The sequence below is a fragment of the uncultured Allobosea sp. genome (assembly GCF_945957345.1).
Lineage (GTDB): Bacteria > Pseudomonadota > Alphaproteobacteria > Rhizobiales > Beijerinckiaceae > Allobosea.
This window is the reverse complement of sequence record NZ_CAMFKW010000007.1, coordinates 21,773-38,772: the sequence shown is the minus strand read 5'-3', so window position 1 is coordinate 38,772 and position 17,000 is coordinate 21,773. Positions and strand designations below refer to the sequence as shown.

The following is a 17,000-nucleotide window of genomic DNA, read 5'->3' as shown; positions in this document are numbered from 1 at the left end:
GCCTTCACTCCGCCGGGGCCGGCTCGGCGGCCGGAGCGTTGTCGGGTTTGCCGCGGCGTGCCCATAAGGCTTCGGCCGTGCCCAGAATGCCCTTGGGCAGGAAGAGCGTGACCACGACGAAGAGTCCGCCCAGCGCAAAGAGCCAGTACGGCGCCATGAAGCCGGAGGTGAACAGCGTCTTGGCCCAGTTGACCACGACGGCGCCGAGCGCCGCCCCGACCAGCGAACCGCGCCCGCCGACCGCGACCCAGATCACGGTCTCGATCGAATTGGCCGGGGCGAATTCGCTGGGGTTGATGATGCCGACCTGCGGGACATAGAGCGCGCCAGCGACGCCGGCCATGCAGGCCGAGACGGTGAAGACGAACAGCTTGAAACGGTCGACCCGGTAGCCGAGGAAGCGCGTGCGGGGTTCCGCGTCGCGGATCGCGATCACGACCTTGCCGAGCTTCGAGACGACGATGCCGCGCGCGATCAGGAAGCCTGCCGCCAGCATGACGCAGGTCATGGAAAACAGAGCCGCGCGAGTCGCTTGCGCCTGGATGTTGAAGCCGAGGATATCCTTGAAATCGGTCAGGCCGTTATTGCCGCCGAAACCCATGTCGTTGCGGAAGAAGGCGAGCAGCAGCGCATAGGTCAACGCCTGGGTGATGATCGAGAGATACACGCCGGTGACGCGCGAGCGGAAGGCGAACCAGCCGAAGACGAAGGCAAGCAGGCCGGGCACCGCCAGCACCATCAGCATGGCGAAGGGGAAGGAGGAGAAGCCCCACCAGTACCAGGGCAGCTCCTGCCAGTTCAGGAAGACCATAAAGTCGGGCAGGATCGGGTTGCCGTAGACGCCACGCGAGCCGATCTGGCGCATCAGGTACAGCCCCATGGCGTAGCCGCCGAGCGCGAAGAAGGCGCCGTGGCCGAGGCTCAGGATGCCGCAATAGCCCCAGACGAGATCGAGCGAGACCGCGAGCAGCGCGTAGCAGAGGTATTTGCCCCAGAGCGACATGGTCGAGGTCGGGACGTGGAAGGGCGAGGATGCCGGCAGGAGCAGGTTCGAGAGCGGCACCAGCAGGGCGAGCCCCAGCAGGATCGCGAGGAAGACGCCGCCGCGCTTGTCCATGTTCTGCAGGAGGAAGCGGGTGATCATGCTTCCACCGCCCTGCCCTTTAGCGCGAACAGGCCGCGCGGGCGCTTCTGGATGAAGAGGATGATGCAGACGAGCAGCGCGATCTTGCCGAGCACTGCACCGGCATAGGGTTCGAGCAGCTTGTTGGCGACGCCCAGCGTCATCGCGCCGACCAGCGTGCCCCAGAGATTGCCGACGCCGCCGAAGACCACGACCATGAAACTGTCGATGATGTAGCTCTGGCCGAGATTGGGGCTGACATTGTCGATCTGCGAGAGTGCGACGCCGGCCAGGCCCGCGACGCCGGAGCCCAGCCCGAAGGTCAGCGCATCGATGCGGCCGGTGCGGATGCCCATGGCCGAGGCCATGCGCCGGTTCTGGGTGACGGCCCGCATCTGCAGGCCCATCGGCGTCAGCTTCAGGATGGCGAGCAGCGCAGCGAAGACCAGCCCCGCAAAGACGATGATCCAGAGTCGGTTATAAGTGATTGCTAAACCACCGAGTTCGAAGGCGCCCGACATGAAGGAGGGCGCGCCGACCTCGCGGTTGGTCGGGCCGAAGGCGGTGCGGACAGCCTGCTGCAGGATCAGGCTGATGCCCCAGGTCGCGAGCAGCGTCTCCAGCGGGCGCCCGTAAAGGAAGCGGATGACGCCGCGCTCGATGGCGATGCCGACAGCACCGGCGACGACGAAGGCGGCCGGCAGGGCGATGGCCAGCGACCAATCGAAGAGCCAGGGCGCGTTGGTTCGGATCAACTCCTGCACCACGAAGGTGGTGTAGGCGCCGAGCATGACCATCTCGCCATGGGCCATGTTGATGACGCCCATGACGCCGAAGGTGATGGCAAGCCCGATGGCCGCCAGCAGCAGGACGGAGCCAAGCGATAGGCCGTACCAGAGGTTCTGCGCGGCGGCCCAAAGCTTCAATCGGCCTTCGATGGCGGTGATCGCCTTAGCCTGTGCCTCCTTGAGGGCCGGCGTTGCATCGCCCGGCAAGGCGCGTAGCGTGGCGAGAGCATCCTGATCCGCGCGATCACGAAGCACTTCGATCGCGGCGAAGCGATCCAGCGGCTGCGTGTCGGGCTTGGCGATCAGGATCGCCGCCTGGGCCTGTCGCAGAGCGGCGAGCGCGCGGGGGTTGGTTTCCTTGCCGATGGCGGCCTCGACGATCGGCAGCAGGCCGGCATCGCGGGACTTGAACACGGCCTCGGCCGCAGCCGTGCGCTTCGCCGGGTCGGGATTGAGCAGGCCGAGGCCGCCGAGAGCGGCCTGGACCGCGCGGCGCACGGCGTTGTTGAGACGGACCGGCTTCACATCGCCGGGGGCGGCGGCGAGTGCCACACCTGTCTTCGCATCGACGAAGCCACCGCCGGCCGTCTTCACGGCGACGCCGCCCGGCCCCGCCAGCAAGCGGCCGTCATTGAGGGCCTCGACGATCAGCGCCGCATTCGGATGGGCTGTCGAAACGAGGAGCTCGATGGCGCGGGAGGTATCGGAGTAGCTGTCTGCCGCCAGCCGCGTGAAGGCTTCGTCCGCGGTCTGCGCGAAGGACGCGACCGAGGCCGCGACCAGCGCGACGAGGATGACGAGCGCATGCTTCAGGCGGTGGAAGATCGGCATCGATCCGGTTCGCTTGTCGGCTGGTGATTGCCTGGAAAAGCCCCGCCGCAAGGCGGTGAACGGAGGGCGGCCGGGATTTTTCCCGTGCCGCCCTTCCCCCTCATGATCTCAGACGCCGCCGCACTTGCCGGTCTTGACGTTGAAATTGCCGCATTTCTTCTCGACCCAATCGCCGACGAGATCCTTGGAGCCGTCGAGCTCCTTCGACCAGGCATCGCCGGGGACGAGGCCCGCGGTCTTCCAGACCACGTCGAACTGGCCGTCATCCTTGATCTCGCCGATGAAGACCGGCTTGGTGATGTGGTGGTTCGGGAGCATCTTCGAGATGCCGCCTGTCAGGTTCGGCGCCTCGATGCCGGGCAGCGCGTCGATGACCTTGTCCGGATCGGTCGATTTGGCCTTCTCGACCGCCTTCACCCACATATTGAAGCCGATGTAGTGCGCCTCCATCGGATCGTTGGTGACGCGCTTCGGGTTCTTGGTGAACGCCTGCCACTGCTTGATGAAGGCCTCGTTCTCCGGCGTCTTGATCGACTGGAAGTAATTCCAGGCAGCGAGGTGGCCGACGAGCGGCTTGGTGTCGATGCCGGCGAGTTCCTCCTCGCCGACCGAGAAGGCGACGACCGGAATGTCGGTCGCCTTGATGCCCTGGTTGCCGAGCTCCTTGTAGAACGGCACGTTGGCATCGCCGTTGATGGTCGAGACCACCGCCGTCTTCTTGCCGGCCGAGCCGAACTTCTTGATATCGGAGACGATGGTCTGCCAGTCGGAATGGCCGAAGGGCGTGTAGTTGATCATGATATCCTCGGGCTTCACGCCCTTGGACTTCAGATACGCCTCCAGGATCTTGTTGGTCGTGCGCGGATAGACGTAGTCGGTGCCGGCGAGCACCCAGCGCTCGACCTTCTCCTCCTTGGCGAGATAGTCGACGGCGGGAATCGCCTGCTGGTTCGGCGCGGCGCCGGTATAGAAGACGTTGCGCTCGCTCTCCTCGCCCTCGTACTGGACGGGGTAGAACAGGATGTTGTTGAGCTCCTTGAAGACCGGCAGCACCGACTTGCGTGAGACGGAGGTCCAGCAGCCGAAGGTGGCCGCGACCTTGTCCTTGGTAATGAGCTCGCGCGCCTTCTCGGCGAAGAGCGGCCAGTTCGAGGCGGGATCGACGACGACGGCCTCGAGCTTCTTGCCGAGGAGACCGCCCTTCTTGTTCTGCTCCTCGATGAGCATGAGCATGACGTCCTTCAGCGTCGTCTCGGAGATCGCCATCGTGCCCGAGAGCGAATGAAGGATGCCGACCTTGATGGTGTCCTGCTGCGCCGCCGCCGGCAGATAGGACGATCCGAGGAAAGCGGCGCCGGCCAGAGCGGTGCCGAGGAATTCGCGACGGTTGCTGTTCACGGCCATCTCCCCGAAGGACTGTTGCTGACGGCGCCCCCTCGACGCCGACGGGCCGCGCGGCCCATGCACCAGCCAACGCAAGCGATGTGCCAACCTCTCTCGGGGGGCGTTTCAAATCGGTGCGGCGGCCAATTCCTGACACTCGATGATCCATCGAGAACTCGCCGGCGGCTGCGCTTCCACGGCAGCAAGATGAGGATGCCTATTTTCTGATCCCCTTGAGCGCCAAGGGCGCAGTTGAGCTGTTTTTAGGCAATGACGCCGCAATCGACGCGCCTGCGGGTTATGCTCCGACGCCGTTTCAAGCTCCTCTCTCGTTCGCGTCCGACCCGGCGCCCGGATATTCCCTTTTGCCGCCCTTCATGCCATCGGAGTCGATGATGGCCCGCGCTCGGCAAAGGCGATCCAAAATGTAGCGGCGTAACGATCTCCCTCCGGGATTCGCGGCCCGCGCAAAAAGGGTTCGACAGGGGGCGGGAATGTTCCTGAGCGTATTCGACGTCTTCAAGATCGGCATCGGTCCCTCGTCATCGCATACGATGGGGCCTATGACGGCCGCCGGGCATTTCCTGGATCTTCTGCGCCGGGCCCCCTCCCGGGACCGGGCTGCGGCCGTGAAGGCGACGCTCTATGGCTCGCTCGCCTTCACCGGAAAGGGCCATGCCACCGACCGCGCCGTGGCGCTCGGGCTGCTTGGCTGGACGCCGGCCGCCTTCGATTTCGACGCGGCCGAACGCCAGATCCAGGAGCTCGACCGTAGCCACCTGCTGCGCCATGACGGCCTGCCGCCGCTCGCCTTCGACCCGTCGACCGATATCGTCTTCGACTACGGACCTCCCCTGCCCGGCCACGCCAACGGGCTTGTCTTTTGCGCCCGCGATTCCGCCGGCCAAGAGCTGCTGTCCGAGACCTACTATTCGATCGGCGGCGGCTTCGTGGTGACGGCGCAGGAGCGCGAGGCGCCGGCTGCGGCAACCGAAACGGCCTCCTGGCCCTACCCATTCGCGAATGCGGCGGCGATGTTGCGCATGGCCAAGGAAAGCGGGCTGTCGATCGCGGAGATGAAGCGCGCCAACGAAATCCATCTCCGCTCGACAAAAGAGGTCGAAAGCGGTCTCGCCCGGCTCTGGTCGGTGATGAATGATTGCATCGAGCGCGGCATGAGCCAAGAGGGCGAGTTGCCCGGCGGCCTGCGCGTGCGGCGCCGGGCGGCGCGTATCTACCAGCAATTGACGGCCGAGCGGATGGCCAATCGCTCGCAGCCGCATGCCACGACGGACTGGCTCAGCGTCTACGCCATGGCGGTGAACGAGGAGAACGCGGCCGGCGGCCGGGTCGTGACCTCGCCGACCAACGGGGCGGCCGGCGTCGTGCCGGCCGTCCTGCGCTATTATCTAGACCATTGCGTCGGGGCGGATCCCGAGAAAGTTGCCGATTTCCTGCTGACGGCCGCCGCGATCGGCGGGCTGATCAAGCATAACGCCTCCATCTCCGGCGCCGAAGCCGGCTGTCAGGGCGAGGTCGGCTCCGCCGCGGCGATGGCCGCGGCCGGGCTCTGCGCCGTGCTCGGCGGCACGCCGGCCCAGATCGAGAACGCCGCCGAAATCGCGCTGGAGCATCATCTCGGCATGACCTGCGATCCCGCTGCCGGGCTCGTCCAGGTGCCCTGCATCGAGCGCAACGGCATCGGCGCGATCAAGGCCGTCGCCGCGGCGTCGCTGGCGCTGCGCGGCGACGGCTCGCATTTCATGCCGCTCGACAACTGCATCGAGGCGATGCGGCAGACCGGCGAAGCCATGAACGAGCGCTTCAAGGAAACCAGCCTCGGGGGTCTCGCGGTCAACCTGCCGGAATGCTGAGCCCACCCGTTCCGTTTTTGCATGATGGTTCGAGCAAGCACCGACTAGGGTGAGCGCACAGCCTGCAAGGATCGGATCGATGATCGTGAATGATTTCCGCTCGGATACGGTGACGCGCCCTGGCGAGGGGATGCGCGCCGCCATGGCGGCGGCCGAGGTCGGCGACGCCGTCTATGACGATTGCCCGACGACCAAGCGGCTGGAGGCGATGACGGCCGAGCGGCTCGGCAAGGAAGCGGCCCTCTTCTTCCCTACCGGCACGCAGGCCAATCTGGCCGGGTTGATGGCCCATTGCGGCCGCGGCGAGGAGTACATCGTCGGCCAGATGGCGCACACCTATCGGCTGGAAGGCGGAGGCGCGGCGGTGCTGGGCTCGATCCAGCCGCAGCCCCTGCCGAATGAGGCGGACGGGACGATCGCGCTCGACGCCATCGCCAACGCGATCAAGCCGAACGATTTCCATTTCGCGATGACGCGGCTGCTGACGCTGGAGAACACCTTCAACGGCAGCGTGCTGCCCGATTCCTATCTGGAGGCTGCGACCGGGCTCGCCCGCTCGCATGGCCTCGCGACTCATCTCGACGGCGCCCGCCTGATGAATGCGGCCGCCGCGAGCAACCGGGACGCTGCCTGGATCGCCGGGCAGTTCGATACGGTGTCACTGTGCCTCTCCAAGGGTCTGGGCGCGCCGATCGGTTCGATCCTTGTCGGCCCGAAGGATTTCATCGAGAAAGCACGCCGCATCCGGAAGATGCTGGGCGGCGGCATGCGCCAGACCGGCGTGATCGCTGCGGCCGCGATCTACGCGCTGGAGCATAATGTTTTGCGGCTCGGCGAGGATCACCGGCGAGCATCGGCTCTGGCGGAGGTTCTGGGCCGTTTCCCGGAACTCGGCGCTGGGCCGGCGCGCACGAACATGGTGTTCATGTCGCCCAAGGCGCTCGATACAGCGGCGTTTGCCGCCTTCCTGCGCGAGCGCGGCATCGCCGTCAGCGGGCGCTATGGCACGCTGCGCTGGGTGACCCATCTCGATGTGAACGACGTTTCCGTCGCCCGCGTCGCCGAAGCTTGCGAGCGCTTCTTCGACAAGCGGCAGGCGGCAGCGGAGTAAAGGCTCGGCCTCAAACGCTTCCGGCCGCGCTTTTCCTGGGTTCGGCCTCGATCAGATATTCGATATGCCGCCGCCCGGACGCCCCCATGCGGATCGAGACCGCGACGCCGAAGATGCGCTGGATCGCCTCGGCGGTCAGCACCTCCTCCGGCGCGCCGGCTGCCTGCAAGCGCCCGTCATGCAACAAGGCGATCTCGTCGCAGAACATGGCGGCGAGGTTGAGATCGTGCAGCGCCATGATGCAGGTGATGCCGAGGCGGCGGACCAGGCTCAAGATCGAGAGCTGGTGCTGGATGTCGAGATGGTTGGTAGGCTCGTCCAGGATCAGCTCGCTCGGCTCCTGCGCGAGCGCCCGGGCGATATGGACGCGCTGGCGCTCGCCTCCCGACAGCGTGTGCCAGTGCTGATCGTGACGCTCCGTCAGCCCGACCCGCGCCAGCGCCTCGTTGACGGCGGCCTCGTCGGCGTCGTTCCAGGAGGCGAGAGCGGCGCGATGCGGCGTGCGGCCAAGGCGGACGACATCGCAGACGGAGAGCTGGATTTCGGTGGTCGCCTGCTGCTCGACGAAGGCGAGGCGGCGGGCGAGTTCGCGGCGCGGCACGGCGGCGATGTCGTTGCCGTCGAGGGTGACGACGCCGCTCGCGACATTGCGCAGGCGGCAGAGCAACCGGAGCAGGCTCGACTTGCCGGAGCCGTTCGGCCCGATCAGGCCGAGCACCCGGCCGGGCGCCGCTTCCAGCGTCACACCGTCGACGATCATCCGGCCGCCGGCACCCCAGCGGACCTCGCGTGTGGCGAGCGTCATGCCGGCCTCCGGGCACGATAGAGGATCAAGGCGAAGACAGGCGCGCCGAACAAGGCCGTCACCACGCCGATCGGCAGAATCTGCTGCGGGATCAGGACGCGAGAGAGGATGTCGGCGAGGATCATGAAGATCGCGCCGATGACGAGACAGGCCGGCAGCAGGCGGGCATGACCGGAACCGACAAGGAAGCGGGCGGCATGGGGAATGATCAGCCCGACGAAACCGACCGTGCCGACGATCGAGACCATCACCGCCGTCATCACCGCCGTCGTCGCGAACAGCACGACCTTCACCCGGGTGACCGCGACGCCGAGCGAGGCCGCGGCATCGACGCCGAAGGCAAAAGCGTCGAGCGCCTTGGCGTGCAACATGCAGATGCCGAAGCCAATGAAGGCGACCGGCGCCGCCATCCAGATATCGGGCCAGCGCACGCCGCCGAAATTCCCGAGCATCCAGAACATGATACCGCGCGCCTGCTCGGCGCTGGCCATGGTCGTGACGATCATCGACGTCGCGGCGTTGAATATCTGGGAGGTCGCGACACCGGCCAGGATGACGCGATCGCTCGCCCCACCCGCTCCCGCTGCGAGCAACGCAACGACGACGAGCGCGACGCATGCGCCGATGAAGGCGCCGGCCGAGACTGACAGCACCGCGCCGCCGATGCTGATGCCGAGGATCAGCACCGCGACGGCGCCGGTCGAGGCACCCGCCGAGATGCCGAGGATATAGGGCTCGGCCAGCGGATTGCGCAGCAGCGCCTGCAGGATCGCGCCTGACAGGGCGAGCGCGCCGCCGCACAGGCCGGCCATCAGCGCGCGGCTCAGGCGATAGTCGAAGATCACGCCCTGCTGGATCGCGCTGACCGGAAAGTCGAGATCGAACAGCCCGTTGCCGAGCGCCTTCAGGGCCGTGTCGAGCGGAATGCGCATCTCGCCGATCGTCACCGCCAGCGCGACCGACAGGATCAGCGCCAGCAGCGAGGCCAGCGCGATCGCGATCCGCGCAGGCCAGTTCGGCCCATGGGAGGCGTGGCTCAACGCGAGAGCCCGAAGCCGGCGATCGCCTTGGCGAGGGTCTCGATGCCGTCGACCGTGTCGAGCCCGGCGCGGGTCGCGCCGACATCCATGATGACGACGCGACCATTCTTTACGGCATCGAGCTTGCTGGCGACCGGATCGGTCTTCAGGAATTCCAGCTTCTTCTCGATATCGTCGGCCGGGAAGCGGCGGCGGTCCATCTTGACGGTGACGATCACAGCCGGGTTGGCGGCGGCGATGCTCTCCCAGCCGACCAGCGGCCATTCCTCGTTGGTCGTGATGACGTTGCGGGCGCCGAGCTTGGACAGAATATAGGCGGGCACGCCGTTCCTGCCGGCCATGAAGCCGTCGCCCTTGATGTCCTTGCTGGAGAACCAGACGACGACCGGCACGTCCTGCGCCTTCAGCTTCGCGACCTGTTCGACTGCCCTGTCCTCGCGCGCCTTGAGCTCAGTGATGAGCTTTTCGGCCCGGTCGGCGACGTCGAAGATTTCGCCGAATTCGCGGATGTTGCGATAGACCAACTCCATCGTGAACATCTCGGTGCGGACGCCGTCGCCTGCGCCGGAATTGTCCTTGCCGATGCAATCGGTCGGCGAGACATAGGTCGGGACCTTGACCTTGGCGAACTGGTCGCGCTTGCCGACGATGCCGTTGGGTCCGACATGCCATTCGAACATCGCGGTGACGAGATCGGGCTCCTGCGCCAGCACGGCCTCGAAGCTCGGATCATTGTCGGCGAGGCGCTTCACCTTGGCGTTGACCGCCTCATAGGGCTTGGCTACCGGCGAGAACCAGACCGCGGTGCCGACGACGCGGTCGCCGAGGCCGAGCGCATAGAGGATTTCCGTCTGCGTCTGGCCGATAGCGACGACGCGCTTGGGCGCGGCGTTGAAGGTGATGCTCTCACGGCAATTCTCAAGGGTTAGCGGGTACTTGGTCGGCGCCGCGCTGGCCGCGCCTGCGGTGAGAACGCCGAACAGCGCGGCGGCAGACAGGCGAAGCAGGGTGTTGAACGGGCGCGCTGCCGGCATCGAGGTCATCCGAAATGTAACAATGTTGCATTTCTGATAGAGTGCCCGGCAGGCAAACGTCAAGCCGCCCTGAGTGGCTTGAGAATTGATCTTCGTGAACATGGACTTCATCGCTCCCCGAGATGACGGCCGGGGCAGCTTTGGGCATGTGGGACGGAGGGCTGGCCGCACGGGCCACCATCGACTCACAGGCTCCGGAACACCCCGTCCGAAAGACGTCTTCGACGATCGGGGCAGGTCTCCTGGCTCGCGGGTCGATGCCGCTTCCGCCCGGCCTTCCCGGCGCATCAGGCGCCAGTGGACGATGGACGGAGAGCTCGCCGCTTACAGTTGCGGGGGCAGCCTCGGCTTTTGCGCGCAACGCGCAGCACCGAATTCCCTCTTAGCTCCGGGAGCAACCCGGAGAACCTCGATCGGCGCACACCCTATAAGGGCGTGGCGCTGCGTCAAGCGGACATCGCGTCAGAGGCTCGGCGTGCTGTAGAGCCGCTTGCCGCCGACGGAGATTTCGACCTCCTGAAGATAGCCGCGCAGCGCCGTGGTCGCGACCTCGATACCGAGACCCGGCGCATCCGGAGCAGCGACCTGCCCGTTCGCGTCGCGCTCCAGGTGATTGGCGGAGATCGCCGTGGCGAGTGGCTTGGGCATCGCCGGGTATTCGCAGATCTCGTGGTCAGCGAGGCCAGCATAGGGCTGGAGCGAGGCCGAGAGCGCCAGATGCGAAGTGAAGGTGTGGTTGACGAAGGTCACGCCCTTCGCGATCGCATAATCCGCCACCGCCTTCGACGGGCCGATACCGCCAATGCGCCCGCAATCGATCTGGACATAGCCGATGCCGCCATGGTCGATGAGCTGGCGCGCCATCGACTCGTTATGGGCGCCCTCCCCGCCGGCCAAACGGACCTTGGGGCTGCGTTTGGCGAGGGCACCGTAAGCTTCAAGCGCGCTGGCGTGGAACGGTTCCTCGAACCAGAGCACGTTCGCCTTCTCCATCGCGGGCAGGCGGCCGGCAGCGCGCTCGACATCCTCGATGAAGATCTGGCCGGTATCGACGAGCAGGATACCGTCCGGCCCCAGCCCCTCGCGTGCGGCGACGAAATGCTCGGCATCGGCCTCGACGCTGCCCCGGCCGATCGGCCCCCAGCCGAACTTGGCGGCGCGGAAGCTGCGGCTGCGCGCATCGCGCGCGCGGTCGAGGGTCTCCTGCGCCGTGTCGCCGAACAGGACCGAGGCATAGGGCGTCTTGGGATGGCTCCTGTCATAGCCGAGCAGGCGCCAGACCGGCTCGGCGCGCATCTTGCCGAGGATGTCCCACAAGGCCATCTCGACGCCGGAGAAAGTGTGCGGCGCCTGCAAGAGGTCCATCGAGTTATAGGCGACGGCGGCGGCGATGCGGGCGATGTCCTGCGGGCCTTCCAGATTCTGGCCGAGCACGGAATCGGCGACGGGCCGGCAGACGCCGTGCGACATCGGGCAGATGAAGGCGGCGATGGAGGGCAGCGGCGCCGCCTCGCATTCGCCCCAGCCGACATGGCCGCCAGCGGCGACCCTGACCAGCAGCGCATCCTGGCTGCCATCGGCCTCGTCGGTGACGACGGGCATGGCGAGATAGAAGAAATCGACGGCCTCGATCCTGGGCACGGGTCTTCTCCTCACAGTTCGTAGATCGTGGCACGGGGCGCGAAGGTGACGCCCTCGTCGAGCGGGTAGATCGGGCGGGCGCAGATGGTGTGGCCCAAGCTCTTCAGATTGGCGGAGGTCGCTCCGGGCGCGTCGATGTTGAAATTCCGCGCGCACCACTGGTCGAACATGTGGAACTCGGTGTGCGGCGACTTCACCACGATCAGGTCGAAATCGGTCGGGTCGATGCCATTGGCGTAATACATCGCGCGGTCGAACAGGCTGACCGAGCGGCTCATCACGACGACGGTGACATTGTCCCAGGTCAGAACCGCGGTCGGCCCGGCACTCAACGGCGCCTTCATCGTCTCAAGCGCGGCCTCGCCATCCGATAGCAATTTGACCTTGGCTTTCACCTTCATCGGCGGGAAGCGAGCGGGATCGATCGAACCGCCGAGCGTGACCTCTATCGTCGCGCCGACGCCGGCCTTATGCGCGGCGGCAGCGGCCGACGTATCGACGATCTGGGCCAAAACTCGCTTGCCGTAGCCAGCCGCGCGAAGTGCGACGAGGATCGTGTTGCTGTCGCCGGAGGCGCCGGAGGAGGTCGCATCGGCGGCATCGGTGAAGATCACCGGGCCGTCGATGCTGCGGGCCTGAGCGATGGCGCGGTCGAGCGGCACGAGCTTGCCCTGCATGCGGAAGCGCAAGGGCCAGAATTCCTCGGCGAGCCGGATCGCCTCGCGCTCGGCAGTCGCCTTGTCGCCATCGGTGAGGATCAGCACCTGCGAGCAGAGCTCGGGCACGTCGGTGAAGGGATTGCCGATCATGATGCCGGCGGCGAGCGCCCGCCCCTCCTCCTCCAGCCGGCGGCATTCGGCGAGCAATTCGCCATAGCAGCCGGTCTTGGTGATGAGCTCGTCGCCACGCACCAGAGCGGGAATAACGACACGAGCGGCGACCGGCTTGATCCCGCCAGCCATCAGCTTCAGCAGGAGTTCGGCGGCGCGCCGGCCGGTATCGGCGAAATCGACATGGGGATAGGTCCAGTAGATCGCGAAGCCTTCGACATTGCGCAGCATGCGGTCGGTCAGGATGCCGTGCAGGTCGAGCGAGATGACGATCGGCATGTCCGGGCCGACGCGCTCGCGCAGCTTCTCCAGCAGGTAGCCTTCCGGGTCGAGCTCGCCATCGGCGCCCATCGCGCCGTGCAGCGAGACATAGATGCCGTCGATGCGGTCGAGCTTTGCGAAGATGGCGGCCAGGATTTCTTCGGAGAGCTTCTCCCAGCCTGCAGCCGAGAGCGGCCCGGCGCTGCCGGAGCGCGCGCAGATCGTCGGCACGATCTCGATATCGGGCCTCGCCTCGAAGGCCGTAAGCGCGCCGCCCAATTCTTGGTTCTGGCCGCGCTGGACATAGAGGCCTTCGCCATGATGGATCAGGAAATTCTCGTAATGTGATGGCAGCGGGTTGAAGGAGGAGATCTCCTGCTTGCAGTCGGCGATCAGGATGCGCTTCATCGGGCGGCTCCTAGAGGCTGTTAGTGACCATGGGAGGGATTTGACGCTGGCGATTTTGCGCGAATGCAAGGAGTTCGAGGACGCAAGCCCTCCGGCTTGCTACGAAGGACGACACGGCAGTCGCGCAAAATCGCCGCGCCCTGCGGGTGAGGTGAAAACCGCAGAGCTGCAGCGTCGCACCGCTTGCCGATACCAGCGGTATCGGCGGCGCGATGCTCCTCCCATCTCTGCGGTTTTGACCTCATCAAATCCTCTCCCATGGTCACTAACAGCCTCTGGGGTTCAGAATTTCAGGCGGGGGTCGAGCACGTCGCGCAGGCCGTCGCCGAGCAGGTTGAGGCCGAGCACGCAAGCGATGATGGCGAGGCCGGGGAACACCGTGATCCACGGGGCCTCGCGCATGAAATCGCGCCCCTGGGCGATGATCGAGCCGAAGGAGGCTGCCGGCGGCGGCGGGCCGGCGCCGACGAAGGAGAGCGCCGCTTCGGCCAGCACCGCGATGGCGAAGACATAGGTCAGACGCACGATCAGCGGGCCGGCGACATTGCGCAGCACATGCCTGAACAGGATCGTCCATTCGCCCACGCCGATCGAGCGGGCGGCGGCTATGTATTCCTGCTCCTTTTCGAGCAAGACCGAGGCGCGGACGATGCGGGCGGTATGCGGCGTCGTGGCGATGGCGAGCGCGATCACGACATTGGTCAGCGAGGCCCCGAGCACCGCCGAGACGACCATGGCGAGCACGATCGACGGAAACGCCATCAGCGCGTCCATGATCCGCATGATCGGCTGGTCGAGATGGTAGAAATAGCCGGCGATGGCGCCGCTCAGCGTGCCCGCGATACCGGCCAGGATCGCAGTGAAGGCACCGATGGCGAGCGAGATGCGGGCGCCGATCATGACGCGGGAGAGGATGTCGCGGCCGAAATGGTCGGTTCCGAACCAATGAGCGGCGCTGGGCGCCGCCAATCGTGCCCGGACATTGCTCTTGAGCGGGTCGAAGGGCGTGAGCCAGTCGGCAGCGAGCGCGACCGCGATCATGAGCAGCACGAGCAGCGCCCCGATCACGAAGGAGCGGTTGCGCAGCAGGCGCCCCCAGAGGGCGCGGCCGACGAGTCGCGTGCCCTGCATCAGGCCAGCCTCACACGCGGATCGACCACGGCGTAGAGGATGTCGACGACGAGATTGATCGCGAGATAGACAACCGCGAGGAAGAGCAGGCCACCCTGCAGTACCGGGAAATCGCGCGAGGCGATGGCGCCGACGATCAGGCGGCCGATGCCGGGAATCGAGAAGACCTGCTCGACGATGACCGCGCCGCCGAGCAAGGCGCCGGAAACGATGCCGATGACGGTGAGGATCGGGATCATCGCGTTGGGCAATGCGTGGCGCAGGACGACATGGAGCTTGGCCAGCCCCTTGGCATCGGCGGTGCGGACATAGTCCTGGCCGAGCGTGTCCAGCATCGAGGCGCGGGCCATCCGGGCGATGAAGCCGACCTGCACCAGCCCGAGGGTCAGCGCCGGCAGGATCATCCCGCGCAGCCATTGGCCCGGCGATTCCATGAAAGGCGTGAAACCGCCGCTCGGCAGCCAGCCGAGCGAGACGGCAAAGACCAGAACCATGACAAGACCGAGCCAGAAATCCGGCACCGAGAGCCCGAGCAGCGCCGTGGTCATCACCGCCTGATCGGGCCAGCGGTTGTGATTGACGGCCGCGATGATGCCGGCGGCGACGCCGAAGAAGACGGCGAAAGCGAGTGCCAGCGCCGCCAGCGAGAGCGTGACCGGCAGGCGTTCGACCAGAGCCGCCGTCACGGAGCGGTTGAGCAGGATCGACTGGCCGAGATCGCCGCTCAGGATGCGGCCATACCAGCCGAGCATCTGCTGCGGCAGCGACAGGTCGAGGCCGAGCGCGCTGCGCAGCTTGGCGACTTGCTCCGGCGTCGCGGAAGCGTCGAGAAAGGCCGCCGCCGGATCGCCCGGCACCAGCCAGATCAGCGCGAAGGACATCAGCGAGACCAGGACGAGCACGAGAAAGGCGCCCGCGAGCCGGCGGATCAGGAAATGTCCCATGCCGCTCCTCGTCGAGTAAGAGGTGAAGGCGCCGCCGCCAAGACGGCCCGCAGGATCAACCCCGCGGGCCGGATTCGTTTCTGCGAGCCCTCATCCTGAGGAGCCGCGCCAGCGGCGTCTCGAAGGATGCTTCAGGAGGCTCCGGAACCATCTGGACCATCCTTCGAGACGGCCCTGCGGGCCTCCTCAGGATGAGGACTGAGGAGGCCCAGAAGAACACTCAAGGCTCGAGCCAGACGCCCCACATGCGCGGGATGCGATAGGGCTTGAAGTTCTTGAGCTTGGCCGTCGAGGCCTGGAAGACCCCGTAATTGCCGGCCTTCATCGCCACCGCCGCGTCGTACATGTGCTTCTGGAAGGCGTCGAAGAGGGCCTTGCGCTTGCCTTCGTCCATCTCGGCATTGAAGGCGGCGGCGATGCGGTCGATCTCCGGGTCCTTCGCCTGCTGCGAGAGGCCGTTGACCCAGGGCGCCATCACCGAGCCCGGCCCCTCATAGGGCTCTATGCCGAAGCCATGGGTCCAGAAGGTCCAGCCGGTCGGCGTAAAGCCGATCTTTGACACGGTCGGCCAGTCGGAGACCGCGATATCGACCTCGACGCCGATCTCCTTCAGCTTCTGCTGGACCAGCGTCGCGGTGTCGACATTGGGGCGCAGGTTGTCGGTGATAAAGGTGACCTTGCCGCCCTTGTAGGAAGACTTCGCGAGCAGTTCCTTGGCCAGCTTGATGTCGGACTTGTTGTACTTGTCGCTACCGACCGCCGAATGGAAAGCCGCACCCGGATACAGCCAGCTCGGGTCCATCTGATAGATATCGGCATAGGAGATCGCCATGATCTCCTCCATGTCGAGCGCCGCCTGGACGGCGAGGCGGAAGTTCACATCATTGGCCGGGGCCTGGGCCTGGTTGAACTTGATGACCTGCAGGCCGAACGGCATCACCTTGTGGATGGTGAAGCGGTTGTCGGTGCCCAGCCGCTTGGCGGTCGGGCCGTCGACGGTCTCGTTGAACTGGATCTGGCCGGCTTCGAGCGCCGCGGTGCGGGCGCCGCCTTCCGGCATGAAGCGGAAGGTCACGGTGTCCAGGAAGGCTTCCTTCTTGCCGGCGAAGCCGTCGCGGCCGGTGCCTTTCGGATTGGGCGCGTAGCCATCATAGCGCGTCAGCTTGACATGGCTGTCAGGCTTGTACTCGACGAACTTGTAGGGACCGGTGCCGATGACCTCGATCTTGCCGGCTTCCTTGGCAGCCTCACTCGCGGGATAGATCGCGATCGGCGCGCGCGGCGACGAGAGATTGTCGAGGAAAGTCGATTGCGGCTCCTTGAGCGTGACCGTGACCTCATGCTCGCCGCTCGCCTTGATCGTGTCAATCGCCGCGACCAGCGCCGGCGAGGCGCCGATCTTGCGGTATCGCTCCAGCGAGGCGACGACATCGGCCGCATCGAGTTTCTTGCCGTTATGGAAGGTCACGTCCTTACGGATCGGGAAGACATAGGTCTTGCCGTCCGGCGAGATCGTCACGCCTTCGGCCAGCTCCGGCACGGGCTTGGCGTTCTCGTCGCGGGCATAGAGCGTTTCGAAGATATGCAGGGTGATGTTGCGCGACGCCTGCGCCGAAGTGATCTGCGCGTCGAGCGAGGGCGGCGCCTGGCTGATGCCGATGACGACGTCGCCACCCTTGCGCTGGGCCAGAGCGCCTTGTGCCCCTCCCAGCATAAGCGCCGCCGCGAGGGCGGCGCCGAAGATGATGTGCTTTGCCATGTTCTTGTCCCCTCAGGATTGATGGTCAGGCACGTTC

At 66.1% G+C, this 17,000-nt stretch carries 13 protein-coding genes and 1 riboswitch; of the genes, 2 read left to right on the top strand and 11 right to left on the bottom strand.

Going from position 1 to position 17,000, the window contains the following annotated elements; translation table 11 throughout:
* Positions 1-4: 4 nt before the first annotated feature.
* The 3 genes from urtC to urtA form a co-directional block, all read right to left on the bottom strand.
* On the bottom strand, positions 5-1,144 hold the full coding sequence (urtC, locus tag Q0Q36_RS05230; RefSeq protein ID WP_293796124.1) for an urea ABC transporter permease subunit UrtC: 1,140 nt from the start codon (positions 1,142-1,144) through the stop codon (positions 5-7).
* Positions 1,141-2,742 (bottom strand): urea ABC transporter permease subunit UrtB, encoded by a 1,602-nt coding sequence (gene urtB, locus Q0Q36_RS05225; RefSeq protein ID WP_293796123.1) that lies wholly within the window; start codon positions 2,740-2,742, stop codon positions 1,141-1,143. The genes urtC and urtB overlap by 4 nt, the downstream gene beginning before the upstream one ends.
* A gap of 108 nt (positions 2,743-2,850) precedes the next feature.
* Complete coding sequence (urtA, locus tag Q0Q36_RS05220) at positions 2,851-4,146, bottom strand: urea ABC transporter substrate-binding protein (protein WP_293796122.1); 1,296 nt, start codon at positions 4,144-4,146, stop codon at positions 2,851-2,853.
* Positions 4,147-4,619: 473 nt separating this feature from the next.
* On the opposite strand from urtA, the gene Q0Q36_RS05215 reads away from it, so the two are divergent.
* Together Q0Q36_RS05215 and ltaE are read left to right on the top strand one after the other, a co-directional pair.
* A complete protein-coding gene (locus Q0Q36_RS05215) occupies positions 4,620-5,999 on the top strand; it encodes an L-serine ammonia-lyase (protein ID WP_293796120.1) in 1,380 nt (459 codons plus the stop codon).
* 79 nt (positions 6,000-6,078) lie between these two features.
* On the top strand, positions 6,079-7,110 hold the full coding sequence (gene ltaE, locus Q0Q36_RS05210; RefSeq protein ID WP_293796118.1) for a low-specificity L-threonine aldolase: 1,032 nt from the start codon (positions 6,079-6,081) through the stop codon (positions 7,108-7,110).
* 10 nt (positions 7,111-7,120) lie between these two features.
* Here ltaE and Q0Q36_RS05205 read toward each other — a convergent pair whose 3' ends face one another.
* The 8 genes from Q0Q36_RS05205 to Q0Q36_RS05170 form a co-directional block, all read right to left on the bottom strand.
* Positions 7,121-7,915 (bottom strand): ABC transporter ATP-binding protein, encoded by a 795-nt coding sequence (locus tag Q0Q36_RS05205; protein WP_293796116.1) that lies wholly within the window; start codon positions 7,913-7,915, stop codon positions 7,121-7,123.
* A complete protein-coding gene (locus tag Q0Q36_RS05200; protein ID WP_293796114.1) occupies positions 7,912-8,955 on the bottom strand; it encodes an iron ABC transporter permease in 1,044 nt (347 codons plus the stop codon). Before Q0Q36_RS05200 ends, Q0Q36_RS05205 begins: the two co-directional genes overlap by 4 nt.
* The gene (locus Q0Q36_RS05195; RefSeq protein WP_293796113.1) at positions 8,952-9,989 is read right to left on the bottom strand and encodes an ABC transporter substrate-binding protein; all 1,038 of its coding nucleotides are present in this window, start codon (positions 9,987-9,989) and stop codon (positions 8,952-8,954) included. Before Q0Q36_RS05195 ends, Q0Q36_RS05200 begins: the two co-directional genes overlap by 4 nt.
* Positions 9,990-10,203: 214 nt before the next feature.
* Positions 10,204-10,416, bottom strand: a riboswitch (cobalamin riboswitch).
* 35 nt (positions 10,417-10,451) lie between these two features.
* Entirely contained in the window at positions 10,452-11,630 is a 1,179-nt protein-coding gene (locus Q0Q36_RS05190) for a mandelate racemase/muconate lactonizing enzyme family protein (RefSeq protein ID WP_293796112.1), read from the bottom strand.
* Between the two features lie 11 nt (positions 11,631-11,641).
* The gene (locus tag Q0Q36_RS05185; protein WP_293796111.1) at positions 11,642-13,129 is read right to left on the bottom strand and encodes a M81 family metallopeptidase; all 1,488 of its coding nucleotides are present in this window, start codon (positions 13,127-13,129) and stop codon (positions 11,642-11,644) included.
* A gap of 282 nt (positions 13,130-13,411) precedes the next feature.
* Positions 13,412-14,260 (bottom strand): ABC transporter permease, encoded by an 849-nt coding sequence (locus tag Q0Q36_RS05180; RefSeq protein ID WP_293796109.1) that lies wholly within the window; start codon positions 14,258-14,260, stop codon positions 13,412-13,414.
* The gene (locus Q0Q36_RS05175; RefSeq protein ID WP_293796107.1) at positions 14,260-15,204 is read right to left on the bottom strand and encodes an ABC transporter permease; all 945 of its coding nucleotides are present in this window, start codon (positions 15,202-15,204) and stop codon (positions 14,260-14,262) included. Before Q0Q36_RS05175 ends, Q0Q36_RS05180 begins: the two co-directional genes overlap by 1 nt.
* A 220-nt stretch (positions 15,205-15,424) precedes the next feature.
* On the bottom strand, positions 15,425-16,963 hold the full coding sequence (locus Q0Q36_RS05170) for an ABC transporter substrate-binding protein (protein WP_293796106.1): 1,539 nt from the start codon (positions 16,961-16,963) through the stop codon (positions 15,425-15,427).
* Positions 16,964-17,000 lie beyond the last annotated feature (37 nt).

What these genes read in the sequence shown, in the direction of transcription:
- Q0Q36_RS05185 (WP_293796111.1), bottom strand. Translation starts at nt 13,129, where the DNA reads ATGAAGCGCATCCTGATCGCCGACTGCAAGCAGGAGATCTCCTCCTTC.
- Q0Q36_RS05170 (WP_293796106.1), bottom strand. Translation starts at nt 16,963, where the DNA reads ATGGCAAAGCACATCATCTTCGGCGCCGCCCTCGCGGCGGCGCTTATG.
- Q0Q36_RS05215 (WP_293796120.1), top strand. Translation starts at nt 4,620, where the DNA reads ATGTTCCTGAGCGTATTCGACGTCTTCAAGATCGGCATCGGTCCCTCG.
- Q0Q36_RS05205 (WP_293796116.1), bottom strand. Translation starts at nt 7,915, where the DNA reads ATGACGCTCGCCACACGCGAGGTCCGCTGGGGTGCCGGCGGCCGGATG.
- Q0Q36_RS05195 (WP_293796113.1), bottom strand. Translation starts at nt 9,989, where the DNA reads ATGCCGGCAGCGCGCCCGTTCAACACCCTGCTTCGCCTGTCTGCCGCC.
- urtB (WP_293796123.1), bottom strand. Translation starts at nt 2,742, where the DNA reads ATGCCGATCTTCCACCGCCTGAAGCATGCGCTCGTCATCCTCGTCGCG.
- Q0Q36_RS05180 (WP_293796109.1), bottom strand. Translation starts at nt 14,260, where the DNA reads ATGCAGGGCACGCGACTCGTCGGCCGCGCCCTCTGGGGGCGCCTGCTG.
- Q0Q36_RS05175 (WP_293796107.1), bottom strand. Translation starts at nt 15,204, where the DNA reads ATGGGACATTTCCTGATCCGCCGGCTCGCGGGCGCCTTTCTCGTGCTC.
- ltaE (WP_293796118.1), top strand. Translation starts at nt 6,079, where the DNA reads ATGATCGTGAATGATTTCCGCTCGGATACGGTGACGCGCCCTGGCGAG.
- urtC (WP_293796124.1), bottom strand. Translation starts at nt 1,144, where the DNA reads ATGATCACCCGCTTCCTCCTGCAGAACATGGACAAGCGCGGCGGCGTC.
- urtA (WP_293796122.1), bottom strand. Translation starts at nt 4,146, where the DNA reads ATGGCCGTGAACAGCAACCGTCGCGAATTCCTCGGCACCGCTCTGGCC.